Here is a 13,986-nt window from a genome sequence, read left to right as displayed (position 1 = left end):
TTGCTGAGAGTCGCTGGCTGTCAATCGATGTTGTCATCTTGGTGCATTGGCTTAACTAGGTAAGCCTATTATCGTCTTATGACAAGCGTTAAACGCTAATAAGCTCTTCCCAACGCTTTTCTAGGCGCTTCACAGAAACGGGCATTTTAGTCCCCAACTGCTGGGCAAACAGAGACACCCGCAGCTCCTGAATCCACCAACCAAATGCCACTAACTCTGGGTCTTCCGCGTCGCCTCTACGTTCGCTTTTACGGCGCGCGTCAAAACGTGTTTCCAGTGCTTGGACATCGTGCATCAGCATTTGGTCGCGGCCTCGCTCGCGCGCGGCTTTTTCAAGCCGAATTAACGCAGCCTCTGTATAACGAGGATACTCCGTTAACCACTCTCCTGCATCGCGAATGAAACCGGGGTAAACCAATCGCTTCATCTGGGCACTGACATCACTGTAAACAAGCGCCAACGCAAAATTGAGTTTACCTTTCAAGATCTTGGTTACCGCCAAGTGCCCCTTCAGCGCTGCCTCAACATGCGTTAACAGTGTTTGTGCATGCGCTAACAAGCTTCCTTCAGTCGCTTGCAAGCGCTGCTTAAGCGCTTGCTCCGAGCGTGGCAGCGGATGCGTGGCCACTACTTGAGTAAATACCGCCAGTAAAAGATCATCAACTAATTCATTCTTGTTGCCTACCTTGGCAAACAACAACGCGCATGTTTCCACGCCAGGCAAACGCTTAATCGCTTTCACTTGATCCGGCTGTTGTGAAATTGCCAAACGAGCCACGCCCATTTGATGAGCTGCCGCGGCCTTGGCGGGATGATCGAAAAGGGCCACTTTGAAGCGGGCTTCTTCTGCCACCAGTGCCGGGTAAGCTTCAACACGGATACCCGCCTGAGTCGTCACCCGGGACTCAGGGAGCGGCTCATTTGGGAGGCCTTCAAGCGCCGGCGCCTGACTAGCCTGCTCTGATAATGCCTGAGCTCCCTTGCTGGCGGCTTCCTCAAAGCGCCGCTCCAGGGCACGCACGTCACGCCCCTGGCCCAACGTTTTGCCAGCGTGATCGACCACGCGCACGTTCATAATTAAATGCGGTGCTAGCAGATCTAGCCGCCAGTCATCAGGATGGACCCGCGTCCCCGTTCGCCGCCGAATAAACTCGCCCAGCGCCTCGGTCAGTGGGCGCTTGTCGGGCACGAGCATTTCCAGCGCTGCATCGACCCAGTCAGGAATGGGGACCACCTGGCGACGAATGCTTTTCGGCAGGGATTTAAGCAGCGCAATACACTTTTCACGCAGCAATCCAGGCACTAACCACTCAAGGGCATGCACGGGCAACTGAGGCAACATAGCAGCGGGCACGGTTAGCGTAACGCCATCATCTTCTGCGTCAGGATCAAAGTGATAGCTAACCGGATAGGCAACCCCTGCCAACGTCAGATGATCAGGGTACTGCGCCTGAGTCACGTCGTTGGCATCCCGTGCTTTAAGTGCCTCAATATCGAATTTTAATAAGTCAGGAGACTCACGCTCCACTTGCTTGCGCCAGTGCTCAAACCCTTTGCCATTAACGATATCGTGAGGGAGCCGTTCATCATAAAAAGCAAACAACGTCTCTTCATCGACCAGAATATCACGCCGACGTGCACGATCTTCGAGCGCCTCGACCTCTTCAATCAGCGCTCGGTTATGGGCAAAAAACTCACCCTTCGTCTGAAATTCGCCTTCCACTAGCCCACGACGAATAAACAGCTCCCGGGACTCTTGGGGAGCGATAGGACCATAATGCACGCGGCGACGGGCAACGATCGGCAAACCAAACAGGGTTACTTGCTCAAACGCCACAACCTGGGCACGTTTCATTTCCCAGTGAGGCTCGCTGTAGCTGCTTTTTATCAGGTGCTGCGCTTGAGGCTCAATCCACTGAGGGTCAATTTTTGCCACTGTCCGGGCAAACAATTTAGTGGTTTCAATCAGCTCAAACGCCATTACCCACTTCGGCGTTTTTTTCGCCAATCCTGAACCGGGATGAATCATAAACTTACGATTACGCGCACCGAGATATTCACGATTTTCCAGCAGTGTGCCCAGGTTAGACAGCAACCCGGACAACAGTGCCTGGTGCAGTTTTCCTGACGTTTTACGGCGCGCTTGCTTGGCTTGCTCTTCGCTTTCGCCTTCATCTCTAGGCAGCGGTGCGGGCACGTCGATGTCCATATCGCGCAGCAGCTGACGCAATTGACGGAACGTGTCATGCCATTCGCGCATGCGCAGATAGTTAATATAGTGCTCGCGACACCAGCGACGTAGTTGGTTGCCTGAGAGCGCCTCGCGGGCATTTTCGATGCCATGCCATAAGTTTAACAACGCAACAAAATCAGAATCGGGATCATGCCAGCGCTGGTGCGCTTGATCCGCCGCTTGGCGTTTGTCGGCTGGTCGGTCTCTTGGGTCTTGTATTGCCAGAGCCGATACCACAATCAACACATCCCGCAGGCTGCCTCGTTCGGCGCCTGCCAGGACCATACGCGCTAGCCGTGGGTCGATGGGTAGCTTAGCGAGCTTACGCCCCAGCGTGGTCAGGCGCTGCTGGTCGTCTACCGCCCCCAGTTCAAACAGCAAACGAAAGCCATCTTTTATGAACCGACCATCGGGCGGATCAACAAAAGGAAATGCCTCAATGCTGCCAAGTTTCAGCGCCAGCATGGAAAGAATGACCGACGCTAAATTGGTGCGCTGAATTTCTGGATCGGTAAACGCTGGTCGCGATAGGAAATCCTCTTCATCATAAAGACGAATGCATACCCCTTCTGCCACCCGTCCACAGCGACCTTTACGCTGGTTGGCGCTGGCCTGGCTAATCGGCTCAATCGGTAGTCGCTGTATTTTCGCCCGATAGCTGTAGCGACTGATCCGCACCAAGCCTGGGTCAATAACGTAGCGAATTCCCGGTACCGTAAGCGAGGTTTCCGCAACGTTAGTCGCCAGCACTATTCGCCGCCCTCGATGGGAAGCAAAGACACGATTTTGCTCTTCGTTGGAAAGCCGAGCATAGAGCGGCAATATCTCGGTGCCGGTTAGGTCAGCCCGCCGCAGGGTATCGGCCGTCTCACGAATCTCACGCTCTCCGGGCAAAAACACCAGCACGTCGCGAGGACCATGCAGCCAACCCTTCTCACGCTCGATGGTTTCGATTTCGTGCACGGCATGCAAAATGCCTTCTTGTAGTGTCCGATCTTCTTCATCCTCTTCGCTACGCACCAACGGGCGATAGCGAACATCAACAGCAAACGTGCGGCCAGAGACTTCAACCACCGGCGCAGGCGCGGTGGCACTGCCGAAGTGGGCAGCAAAACGATCTACATCGATGGTGGCTGAGGTAATAATAACTTTTAGATCAGGACGTTTAGGCAGCAGGCGCTTTAAATAACCCAGCAAAAAATCGATGTTAAGGCTACGCTCGTGCGCCTCATCAATAATCAGCGTGTCATAACGCAGCAGCAAAGGGTCGTGCTGGGTTTCTGCCAGCAAGATACCGTCCGTCATCAGCTTTACGAGCGTATTTGGGGAGCTTTGATCATTGAAGCGTACTTGGTAGCCCACCTGCTCACCCAACTGCACGCTCATCTCTTCCGCTAATCGCCCGGCAACGCTACGTGCTGCCAGTCGACGTGGCTGGGTATGCCCAATCACTCCTTTACGCCCACGGCCAAGCTCTAGGCATATTTTAGGCAACTGAGTGGTTTTGCCCGACCCTGTCTCCCCCGCCACGACGACAACTTGATGGTCGCGGATAGCGTTTAGGATATCCTCTCGTCGTTCGACTACAGGCAACTCGGCAGGATACTCCAGCGCTACCTTGAGTGCTTCACGGTTAGCCAGCAGGCGCTTAGCTTTTTCCAGGTCGCGCTGGACTTGCTGGACACCGCGGTCAATCGGTTTTCTGTCTCGTTGACGCCGCTTAAGGCCTGCCACACGACGCGCTAGCTGCTGTGCATCACGCAGCATAACGTGCCTTATCTCCTCATCTAATACGGTGAGTGGATAAGCGTTCTGGGCGTCAGCATGGGAAGTTTGCGTGTCGGTGGTCACGTTAGGCTCGGTTTCCATCTCAGAATAAAATCGGCCCACTGCATGAGTGGGCCGACTATTGTAACGCCTTCGATAACAGGACGCCTAACAACCACCTAATGGCGACCAGATTAAGTGCTTAAGCGTTGCTTGTTTCCTGATCGCGGAGCTGTCGACGCAATACCTTGCCAACGTTGGTTTTGGGAAGCTCATCACGAAACTCTACGTACTTCGGAACTTTGTAGCCGGTTAGCTCTTTTTTGCACCACTTGCGCAGCGTCTCAGCGTCTAATTCACTGTTTTTGGAAACAACGAATAGCTTGATGGCCTCTCCAGCACCTTCATCTGGCACTCCCACGGCCGCAGACTCCAACACATCTGGATGCGCTGCCACGACATCTTCGATTTCATTGGGGTAGACATTAAAGCCAGATACTAAAATCATATCTTTTTTACGATCAACGATCTTGATGTAGCCATCATCTTGCAACACGGCAATATCGCCCGTATGGAACCAGCCGTTTTCATCAATAGAATTGCGGGTTTCATCTTCGCGCTGCCAGTAACCTTTCATCACCTGAGGCCCTTGCACACAAAGTTCACCAGGCTCGCCCATGGGGACATCATGGCCGTCTGCATCGATCACTTTCACCGCGGTACCAGCCACTGGCTTGCCAATAGTGCCCAGCTGTATAGCATTTGTGGGGTTAAAGCTAACAATGGGCGATGTTTCGGTTAGCCCGTAGCCTTCTGCAATCGGGCACCCCGTTGTCTCTTCCCAACGCTGAGCCGCCGCTTTAGTCAGTGCCATACCGCCGGAAATGGTCAGCTTTAGCTTTGAAAAATCGAGCTGCTTAAAGTCATCTCGGTTACACAGCGCATTAAACAGCGTGTTCAGACCAATAAACCCGGTAAATGGCAAGCCTTTAAGCTCTTTGACAAAGCTAGCTAAATCGCGAGGGTTCGTAATCAATAGCGAGTGGTTGCCTGTTTCCATCAGGAATAGACAGTTAACGGTAAACGTATAGATGTGATAGACCGGCAATGGCGCAATTACCAGCTCTTCGCCATCGGTCAAGTGTTCACCGATAGCGGCACGCGCCTGAAGCATATTGGCCACGAGGTTCCGGTGGGTCAGCATCGCGCCTTTAGGCATACCGGTGGTGCCACCGGTGTATTGCAGTGCAGCCACATCATCCATGGTGCGTTGCACCTCGGTATGATGTAACGACGCGCCTTTTTTCAGTGCATCACGGAAACCAACAGCCTTGGGTAGCGAGTAGGCAGGCACCATCTTTTTAACGTGCTTAACAACGGCGTTAATTAGCCAACGCTTCGGTACATCGTGCATATCGGCAAGCTGGGTCACCAAGACGTGTTGGATATCCGTTTTATCCAACACTTTCTCAAGCTTATCCGCCATATTGGCCAGAATCACAATAGCTTTGGCATTTGAGTCTTTGAACTGGTGCGCCATCTCCCGCTCGGTGTATAGCGGATTGGTATTAACGACCACCAGCCCCGCTCTTAGCGCACCAAACACCGCCACAGGAAACTGCAGCACGTTAGGTAACTGAATGGCGATTCGGTCGCCAGGAACCAAGTCGGTTTCGTGCTGCAACCAAGCGGCAAAGTTAGCAGAAAGACGATCAAGATCGGCAAACGTTAGGGTTTTGCCCATGCAGCTAAATGCCGGCTTGTTGGCAAAACGTTTAACCGCTGAATGAAAGACATCCGTGACTGAGTTGTACTGATCCAAGCCTTCAAGCGCTGGGCCACGTAATACGTGGGCATTGGCGTTTTCGCTCATGGGCAATCTCCGCTATCCGTGTCGATATTTGACCGACCTTGTTATTGTGCGTGACTAACTAGCAAGCCTAAAAGAGCCAACCATATACGACAGGCAGCACGCTGTAAAACGATCGATTGAAACTGGCGTTTCAACTTTAGCTTAAAGCACTGCCCTGTTGCTGTCGCTCACGCTGTGTCACCACACTATTTGCTATGACCGTAACTCGCTTTGATCTCTCCCTCGCGCCATACCAATAATTCACCAGGAACCATTCGCTGCCACGCTTCATTTTGAGTAAGCGGCTCTGTAGCAATCACAGAGACAATATCGTTAGGCGTCGTATGCTCGATAAAGTTAACCGTTAACTCTGCATCGGACAGCTCCGCCTCACCAAAAGGTGCGCGACGAGTAATATGCGCCAACTTGGTCGAGCAGTAGCTATATAAGTAAACGCCATCAGATAACAGTAGGTTAAAAACGCCTAGTCCGCGCAACTCTTCACATAGCCCATGCAAACGCTCCCACAATGATTCAGGAAACGCAGGCGGCGTGGGAAAGCAACGACGCAGCTCGCCCATTAACCAGCAAAACGCATGTTCACTGTCGGTATTACCTACCGGGGTGTACGTACCTAATGGTAACTGCTGCCAATCACTCAATTGGCCATTATGGGCATAGCACCAGGGCCGCCCCCACATTTCACGGGTAAATGGGTGGGTATTTGCCAGCCGTACGCCGCCTACATTCGCTTGGCGAATGTGGCTAATCACTACATTGGACTTGATAGGATATTCACAGATTAAGCGAGCTATCGGAGAATTAACCGAAGGGTGAGGGTCACGAAACTCGCGGTACCCACCCTCCTCGTAAAATGCGATGCCCCACCCATCGCGGTGAGGCCCAGTGCCCCCACCGCGGTGTAAAAAGCCGGAAAAGCTGAAACAAATATCGGTAGGAACATTGGCGCTCATGCCTAGTAATTCACACATCGGCTAGCTCCATCATCGCGCCTTGTACTCGCATTAGTTAATCACTGGTTCCCGGCGCCGGGTTGGCTGAGGATCTTCTTCCTGGGACTGATGCTGAGACACATCGTCATAAGGTTCTGGCCTACGCCACCACCACAGGGCAATGCCAACACATGCGCCTAAGGCAATGCCTAAAATCAACCACAGCAAACCACCCCGTAGTGCACTGGCGCTATGCTCAAGAAAAGCAACCGCAGACACCATGGCAGCCGGTGCCCAGCCGGTATAAAACTCACCCTCTTCTACTAACGGTAACTGATACCCTGCAGGTATCCACATCGCCCCCGCCACACACCAAGTAATCACCAAACGCGGTAGGCGAGGCAAGAAAGCTAGCGCAAAGTAGACAGCAACCAGTACAACCAGTGAAAGAACGTAATAACTTGACCACAGCAGTGACATTGAGTCTTCAAACAGCATAATACCCCTCATGTGGGTGGAGACACCCGACGTTGATTTCCCGTTATGGTACCTATCAATTTATGAAAGCACAGCCTGATAAGCACGAAGGCTCGCCTGTCACGCATTATTATCGCGCTAATTCTCCAGAATGGCACTGGTTAGAAGAGCGTGATGCGCCTGACGTATCGCTTTTTTTAGCAGCCGCGAACCACCAGCATAATGAATGGTTTGCTCCTTTACGGCCGCTTGCTGAAACACTTTATCAAAGCCACTTAGCGCGTCGTGAATTGGCAATAACCAGCCTTAAGACAGCGCTTGACCACTTTACGTTCTGGAGCACGACTGCCGCCGAAGATGACTACCCCTGCTGGTGGCGCCACCGAAACAACCAGCCCGATGCTCACGAGTGCTTTCTTGACGTACGTGAGCGTGCCGCCGGTCAGCCTTTTTATGATATGGGCGACATGGCACTTTCCCCGAATGAGCAGTGGCTTGCCTGGACGGAAGATACCCAAGGCGACGAGCGCTTTACACTGTGGTTAAAAGCACTACCTGACGGAAAACCTCAGCAACTACTAAGCGATATTGGCCCTAGCGTATGCTGGGCAGAGAATGAGACAACCAACGGCGCAACGCTGCTATTTACACGCTTTGATGACACTCAGCGTCCGGACTCGATCTGGCGTGTGTGGGTACCGTTTTCAACGCCAGAAAGCCTTGCAGAACCAAGCTTAGTAATGCGTGAGAACGATTCGGAGTTCTGGATTGGGATTGGCAAAACGCGCTCGAAAGCATGGCTTTTGATTGAAAGCGGTTCGAAAGATACAACAGAAATCCATGCCGTGCCGGCAGACCAGCCACATGCTTCCCCGATGTGCCTACATGCCCGCCAGGCAGGGGTTGAAGTGAGCATTGATCATCGCCCTGGTACGTTTTATCGCTTACAAAATCTCGCCGGCCCGCATTTTCAACTCGACTTCACAAGCACTGCTCAGCTCAGTAACCCTACTGCCGAGTGGAAGTCGCTGATAGCCCACCGTGAAGACACTACCCTAGAAGGGGTCGATGCGTTTGCATGGGGGCTAATCATCGCCGAGCGAAGCCATCGTGATGCCCAGGTTATGTTACGCCGCTTAGTGCTAGATAAAGATCACAACCTCACACTAGATAAGCATATAGAGCTACCTGAAACGCCCTGCTCGCAGTTGCTAGAAGATTCGCCACACTTCGATGCCAATACCGTCCATCTACGTGAAGAGTCGTTTACTCGCCCTCCCAGCTGGTATGCGCTAAACCTGGATAGCGGTGAACGTACGCTACTTAAGCAAGTGCCCATTTATGGCCAACTGCAGCCAGATCAATTAGTCAGCCAACGTATATGGGCAACCAGCGCTGATGGCGAACGCGTGCCAGTATCCATTGTCATGCGCGCTGACTTAGCCGGCCAACCACTGCCCACGCTGCTGTATGGATATGGTGCCTATGGTGAAGCACTTGATCCCTGGTTCTCAATTGCTCGGCTCGAACTACTGGAACGTGGCGCAGCCTTTGCAGTCGCCCACGTACGCGGCGGCGGTGAGCGAGGCGAACCGTGGTATCTAAAGGGCAAAATGGCTTATAAAGAGAATAGCTTTAACGACTTCTTAGCTGCCCGAGAGGCGCTAGTAAACGAGGGGCTTAGCCAGCCAGCACGGATAGTGGCTTGTGGGGCAAGCGCAGGCGGTTTGTTAGTCGGCACCTGCATCAACCGTAAACCTGAGGCATTTTGCGCAGCGATATTGGAGGTGCCGTTTCTGGATGTGCTCCGTACTATGCAGAACCCAGAGTTACCGCTTACCACCGCCGAATATAGTGAGTGGGGCAATCCTGAAGACCCAGAAGTCGCTGAGCGTATCGCTGGCTACTCACCTATCGACAACATACGCGCCCAGCACTACCCAGCGCTATGGATAGAGGGCAACTGGTTTGATACTCGCGTTAGTTACTGGGAGCCTGCCAAGTTTTATGCCCGCGTTAGCGAGGCGCAACAAGGCAATGCTCCTGTACTGCTTCATACCGACATGACTAGCGGCCACGGCGGCGCATCCGGCAGGTTCAAAGCTTGGCGAGATACGGCTCGCCAAGACGCATTTATTCTGTGGGCACTCGGGCTAGCCCCCATGGATACGGCAAAGCAAGCGCAATAGTTACTTATCAACAAACAGTGCAAGTTCCAAAATAGCATTCAGGCAGCGCCTAGGCGCTGCTTTTTTTGTGAGCAATAATTTTATGGAAAGCATTTCCATAAAATTATTTTTACGTCATACTATCTATTAGTTTTATAGACAAACGTCTAACCAGCAGAATCAGGAGCACACCATGAGCTACCAGGAACAGTTTCCAACCATTTGGGATACCCCGCTAAAGACAACAGCGCCAACCGATCAAGCGGCGACGCGAGAAACCACAGCGAAGCCACAGCCCTCGCCGCTTAAAGAAGCGTTTTTAACCATTTGGGATAGCACAAAAAGCAAAACCGCCAGCTAACGTTATGACCGTTAGCCAGCGGTTAATGAGCATGCCAGGGAGGGCAACGGTTAGGTTTAGGACATCGGCAATACAGCGATAATATGCTCTTCCAACAGGCGCTCGGGCACGTCATCTTGGGAAACCGCAAAGCTTCTTACGCTCACGCCCTTCCGGTGAACGCGCTCAGCATCATTACTCAGCAGCGGATGCCATCCTGCTAGCTTGCGCCCTTCAGCAACACGCCGATAGCCACATGTGTGCGGCAGCCAGGTAAACTCTTTGACGAGCTCAGGCGTCAGTTGGGTACAGTCGGGTACGCTATCGAAACGATTTTCATAGTCACTGCACTGGCAACTGTGAATATCCAGCAACCGACAGGCAACGTTAAGCACCGCCAATTCTTGCGTTTCATCGTCGTGGAGCTTCAACAAGCAACACTGGCCACAGCCATCGCATAGCGCCTCCCACTCTTGGGGCGTTAATTCTTCTAGCGAATATCTTTCCCAGAAGCGTTCACGCATGGCCGCTACCATCATTGATTCCCTTTACTTTCAACATGTCTGAATATCCTCACCCTCCGCAGTTCCACCGCTGCTGGTTAGCGTAACTCGGCACTCTTGCCATAACACGGCAAAGTCGGCGGCTAAGCATGCATAGTCCAGGTAGAGCCAAGGCACTAACTCGGCTAAGCGGTTCGGCCCTGATAGCCGTTGACCTACGCCGGCTACTGCGCGACAGGTAAAGTCAAAATCAGCGTATCGGTGTAGCCAATCATGCTTAACCAGCAGCGGCATCATGGTAGACAACCGTTGCGGTGCAGGCCAAGCCTGTAACAGCTGATAGCAGCGCTCGATTAACTGGTGCTGCTGCTCTCCCGCCTGCTGACGAGCAAGAAAATGATCCCACACGATATCTAACGCGATACCGGCGTAACGCCGCTGAGCACGTGGCGCGCGCTGCTTGGCCTCTAAAACGTTTGGATGCCGATCAATCCAAGCATCCACACGGCGATGATGCCGTATGCCGCTAGCAACATCTGGCGACCAAGCCGTTAAGTCTTGCCCCTTCACACCGTCAGCAATCAAATTTCCGTACAGAAACTCATCACTGCCAGGATGGGCAAGCCAAGCATGGGCAAGAAAGTTCATGGCAAAACGCTCATAGCAAAATGCTCATGGCAAGAAGCTCATTACGTTCATTCGCGGCTAGCTGCCTGTGCGCGGTGAATATCCAGCAAATAGGCTTCTTTCGCCGGCGGCATTTGCAGGTAAAAACCTTGCTCTTGGATTGCCTCCATCACATCAGCAGCATTTACCCGAGCCAGCTTTTTATCAGCGGTCAGTATCATTGTCAGCACCGGCACTGGCTTACCGAAGGTGTCCATTAATGCATCGGGTACGGATGACACCCCTTTCTGCTTATCTATGTAGAGATACATTTCGTCTTTGCGTGAGCTTTTTAAAATCTCACAAAGCAGTTTCTCGCTCATTACGCTGACTCCTCAAGCGCCTGATGAATTTCTTGAGCTAAATAGGTATGACGCCAACCGCCGAGTGCCGTTAATGGCTGATTTGCAAGCCGCTGCATCACGAGCGCCTCAATATCTCGCCGCCGCAGTAACATTTCGGGCGCTATTTGTAGCTCAGCAGCCTTCTCAGTCACTACCTTTTTAAGTGCTTTAAAGCGCCGTTTAAACACCGGATGCATCGGGTCTGGCCAGCGCGCAGGCAAATCACCTTCGGGGCAATGTTGAGCCTGTTTCACCAGCGACAACAGCGTATCGCCCTCTTTTTTAACCAGGGGCGGCTTAACCCCTTCAACGTCTGCTAGCTCATAACGATTTTTAGGCATTTTTTCAGCCACCGCGAACAACAGCTTATCGCTAACCAACCAATTACGCGGTAAATCCCGACGGCGGGTTTCCCCTTCCCGCCAAATGGTCATTAAGCGGTAGGCTTCAAGCTGGCGAGGATCAAGACGCCATAGCTGCCGCTGGCGCGTATACCATTGGCCATCGCTCTCGACGCTGCGGCCTGCCTGCTCAATAAGACTGGCACACTCCTCGTTTAGCCACTCGCGCCGCCCTAATTGCTCAAGTTTCTCTGCTTGAAACTCCCAGACCTTCAGCAAATAGATAACATCTAACGCCGCATATTCACACTGGGAGGGCGTCAAGGGGCGCTCTAACCAGTTGGAACGCGTCTCTTCTTTAGGCAGCGTTTCCCCCATCCAGTGCTCTACCAATTTTTGATAGCCCATGCCGGGAGTTTCCCCCAAAAAAGCCTGAGCAACTTGTGTATCGATGAGCGGTGCTGGCAATACGCCAGCCCAGTGCTGGAAAACCTCGAGGTCTTCGCTGCAGGCATGCAGTAATTTGATAGCACTATTTTGCAACAAATCACCAAAAGCAGCGGTGCAAGGCGTGCTCACCGGATCCACTAAATACGCCATGTCGCCGGCGGTGAACTGAATAAGCGCTGGCACCGGAAAAAACGTATTTTCACGGAAAAACTCAGTATCTAGGGCAATCACACTGGCACCAGCGACCTGCTCGCATGCAGCATCTAAGGCGTCGGCACTATCAATCCATTGATACAACTGGGGGGCTAAAGAGGACAAAGCAAACTTCCGGGTTGGCACAATCGCAAAAGCGCTTGCGTTTTTTATAAGGGTCAATCGCTGGCGAAAGGCTGGCGACCATTAAAGGCGCGGCTTAGCGTACCACCGTCTACATACTCAAGCTCTCCGCCCATGGGCACACCATAGGCGAGTCGCGAAAAAGAGACACCGTAGTGGGCAAGTTGGCCGGCAATGAAGTGCGCGGTTGCCTCACCTTCTACAGTTGGATTGGTGGCAAGCACGATTTCGCGAATATTGCCTTCTGCTACGCGGCTTTCCAATAAATCCAATCCAATGGCATCTGGACCAATGCCGTCCAGCGGCGAAAGATGACCATGTAAGACAAAATAGCGCCCTTGGAAGCCCCCCGCCTCTTCAATAGCAAGCTGATCAGCAGGCGACTCAACGACACACAGCAACGCATCATCACGGCGGGGACTTTCGCACAGCGCGCAGATATCCGCTTCAGTCAACGTTCGGCAGCACTGGCAATAACCAACTTCTTCAATGGCCTGCTGAATTACCGCTGCCAACCGTTGCCCTCCTGGGCGCTCGCGTTCTAGCAAATGCATCGCCATGCGTTGAGCCGTTTTTGGCCCAACGCCCGGCAACACACGAAAAGCGTCCATCAGTTGCTCAACAAGCGGGGAAAAGCGCATGCTTAGAACGGCATCTTGAAGCCAGGCGGCAAGTTTAAGCCTGCCGTCGCTTCTTCCATTTTCGCTTTGGAGTTTGCTTCTACTTTACGAACAGCATCATTCACCGCAGCAGCGAGCAAATCTTCCAACAGCTCTTTGTCTTCTTCAAGAACGCTGGGATCGATAGTGACATTGGTAACATCGTGACGGCCGTTCATGGTGATTTTCACCATACCGGCGCCCGCTTCGCCATGTACTTCCGCTTTAGCAGCTTCTTCTTGAATCTGCTGCATCTTTTCCTGCATCTCTTGGGCTTGCTTCATTATGTTGCCCATTCCACCTTTAAACATGCGGTTATCTCCTGAAGGAATAAAAAATAAGCATCGCGAGTCAACTGTCAGCGGCTATGAGCGCTTGTCAGACGTGGGCTTAACGGTTGACTCAATGAGAGTAGCCCCAAATGCCTGCTGTAGCTTCTGTATATTGGGGTCGCGGTGTAATAGATCAACAGCCAACGAGTGGCGCTCTTTCTGCTGGCGCTCTTCCTGCTGACGCGGCGTTTCGAGCTCAGGTGCTAAATCAGCTACCGTAAACTCGATACGTCGAGGCAACCCATAACTGCTTAGCGCGCGTTCAATACGACTATTGTGAACATCGGCCTGCATAGCGGATTGACTAGGGTCAAGCCGCAACACCACCGTATGGCCATCATCGTTTTCAAGCTGACAATGTGCTGCCAAATTACGGGTAAGACCGCCTAGCCCAAGGGCACTAAAGCATGCCAGCCAGCCAGCATGGTCTAAACGGCCGTCAGAAACGACTTGGCTGTTGGCAGACACCTCATTGGAGACTGGCTCTGGCTCTGGCTCTGGCTCTGGCTCTGGCTCTGGCTCTGGCTCTGGCTCTGGCTCTGGCTCTGGCTCTGGCTCTGGCTCT

The 13,986-nt window shown here is 52.7% G+C and carries 13 protein-coding genes; 2 read left to right on the top strand and 11 right to left on the bottom strand.

The features are described 5' to 3' along the window. Window positions 1-88 precede the first annotated feature (88 nt). The 4 genes from hrpA to HVE01_RS18010 form a co-directional block, all read right to left on the bottom strand. Window positions 89-4,102, bottom strand: coding sequence for an ATP-dependent RNA helicase HrpA (gene hrpA, locus HVE01_RS18025; RefSeq protein ID WP_146945269.1), 4,014 nt, complete (start codon window positions 4,100-4,102; stop codon window positions 89-91). A 100-nt stretch (window positions 4,103-4,202) separates the two neighbouring features. Further along, on the bottom strand, window positions 4,203-5,873 hold the full coding sequence (locus tag HVE01_RS18020) for an AMP-binding protein (RefSeq protein WP_146945268.1): 1,671 nt from the start codon (window positions 5,871-5,873) through the stop codon (window positions 4,203-4,205). Window positions 5,874-6,058: 185 nt separating this feature from the next. Next, window positions 6,059-6,844, bottom strand: coding sequence for a class II glutamine amidotransferase (locus HVE01_RS18015; RefSeq protein WP_125746847.1), 786 nt, complete (start codon window positions 6,842-6,844; stop codon window positions 6,059-6,061). A 33-nt stretch (window positions 6,845-6,877) separates the two neighbouring features. Beyond that, entirely contained in the window at window positions 6,878-7,303 is a 426-nt protein-coding gene (locus HVE01_RS18010) for a hypothetical protein (RefSeq protein ID WP_146945267.1), read from the bottom strand. Between the two features lie 62 nt (window positions 7,304-7,365). Here HVE01_RS18010 and HVE01_RS18005 point away from each other — a divergent pair, with 62 nt between their 5' ends. Further along, entirely contained in the window at window positions 7,366-9,471 is a 2,106-nt protein-coding gene (locus HVE01_RS18005; protein WP_146945266.1) for a S9 family peptidase, read from the top strand. A 172-nt stretch (window positions 9,472-9,643) separates the two neighbouring features. Beyond that, window positions 9,644-9,811 carry a hypothetical protein gene (locus tag HVE01_RS19925; RefSeq protein WP_186808872.1) on the top strand — a complete coding sequence of 56 codons (168 nt, stop codon included), beginning with the start codon at window positions 9,644-9,646 and terminating at the stop codon, window positions 9,809-9,811. Between the two features lie 56 nt (window positions 9,812-9,867). On the opposite strand, the gene HVE01_RS18000 is transcribed toward HVE01_RS19925, so the two are convergent. From HVE01_RS18000 to HVE01_RS17970, 7 genes are all read right to left on the bottom strand, one after another. Further along, on the bottom strand, window positions 9,868-10,326 hold the full coding sequence (locus HVE01_RS18000; protein ID WP_038482916.1) for a YcgN family cysteine cluster protein: 459 nt from the start codon (window positions 10,324-10,326) through the stop codon (window positions 9,868-9,870). An 18-nt stretch (window positions 10,327-10,344) separates the two neighbouring features. Continuing rightward, window positions 10,345-10,941, bottom strand: coding sequence for an acyl carrier protein phosphodiesterase (locus HVE01_RS17995; protein ID WP_146945265.1), 597 nt, complete (start codon window positions 10,939-10,941; stop codon window positions 10,345-10,347). Between the two features lie 47 nt (window positions 10,942-10,988). After that, window positions 10,989-11,282, bottom strand: coding sequence for a YcgL domain-containing protein (locus HVE01_RS17990; protein WP_125746839.1), 294 nt, complete (start codon window positions 11,280-11,282; stop codon window positions 10,989-10,991). Beyond that, entirely contained in the window at window positions 11,282-12,412 is a 1,131-nt protein-coding gene (rnd, locus tag HVE01_RS17985) for a ribonuclease D (protein WP_146945264.1), read from the bottom strand. Before rnd ends, HVE01_RS17990 begins: the two co-directional genes overlap by 1 nt. Before the next feature lie 53 nt (window positions 12,413-12,465). Next, on the bottom strand, window positions 12,466-13,071 hold the full coding sequence (recR, locus tag HVE01_RS17980; RefSeq protein ID WP_146945263.1) for a recombination mediator RecR: 606 nt from the start codon (window positions 13,069-13,071) through the stop codon (window positions 12,466-12,468). Between the two features lie 2 nt (window positions 13,072-13,073). Continuing rightward, window positions 13,074-13,400 carry a YbaB/EbfC family nucleoid-associated protein gene (locus tag HVE01_RS17975; RefSeq protein ID WP_038482905.1) on the bottom strand — a complete coding sequence of 109 codons (327 nt, stop codon included), beginning with the start codon at window positions 13,398-13,400 and terminating at the stop codon, window positions 13,074-13,076. A 54-nt stretch (window positions 13,401-13,454) separates the two neighbouring features. Further along, window positions 13,455-13,986: DNA polymerase III subunit gamma/tau C-terminal domain-containing protein (locus HVE01_RS17970; protein ID WP_286365167.1), on the bottom strand; the 532-nt coding region annotated here is incomplete at its 5' end.

Source organism: Vreelandella venusta, assembly GCF_007989605.1.
Classification (GTDB): domain Bacteria; phylum Pseudomonadota; class Gammaproteobacteria; order Pseudomonadales; family Halomonadaceae; genus Vreelandella; species Vreelandella venusta.
This window is presented reverse-complemented; position numbering and strand designations above follow the sequence as displayed.

Excerpts from the sequence above, each read along its gene's own strand:
- HVE01_RS17975 (WP_038482905.1), bottom strand. The coding sequence starts at position 13,400 with ATGTTTAAAGGTGGAATGGGCAACATAATGAAGCAAGCCCAAGAGATG.
- HVE01_RS18020 (WP_146945268.1), bottom strand. The coding sequence starts at position 5,873 with ATGAGCGAAAACGCCAATGCCCACGTATTACGTGGCCCAGCGCTTGAA.
- recR (WP_146945263.1), bottom strand. The coding sequence starts at position 13,071 with ATGCGCTTTTCCCCGCTTGTTGAGCAACTGATGGACGCTTTTCGTGTG.
- HVE01_RS18015 (WP_125746847.1), bottom strand. The coding sequence starts at position 6,844 with ATGTGTGAATTACTAGGCATGAGCGCCAATGTTCCTACCGATATTTGT.
- hrpA (WP_146945269.1), bottom strand. The coding sequence starts at position 4,102 with ATGGAAACCGAGCCTAACGTGACCACCGACACGCAAACTTCCCATGCT.
- HVE01_RS18010 (WP_146945267.1), bottom strand. The coding sequence starts at position 7,303 with ATGCTGTTTGAAGACTCAATGTCACTGCTGTGGTCAAGTTATTACGTT.
- HVE01_RS17995 (WP_146945265.1), bottom strand. The coding sequence starts at position 10,941 with ATGAACTTTCTTGCCCATGCTTGGCTTGCCCATCCTGGCAGTGATGAG.
- HVE01_RS19925 (WP_186808872.1), top strand. The coding sequence starts at position 9,644 with ATGAGCTACCAGGAACAGTTTCCAACCATTTGGGATACCCCGCTAAAG.
- HVE01_RS17990 (WP_125746839.1), bottom strand. The coding sequence starts at position 11,282 with ATGAGCGAGAAACTGCTTTGTGAGATTTTAAAAAGCTCACGCAAAGAC.
- HVE01_RS18005 (WP_146945266.1), top strand. The coding sequence starts at position 7,366 with ATGAAAGCACAGCCTGATAAGCACGAAGGCTCGCCTGTCACGCATTAT.
- HVE01_RS18000 (WP_038482916.1), bottom strand. The coding sequence starts at position 10,326 with ATGGTAGCGGCCATGCGTGAACGCTTCTGGGAAAGATATTCGCTAGAA.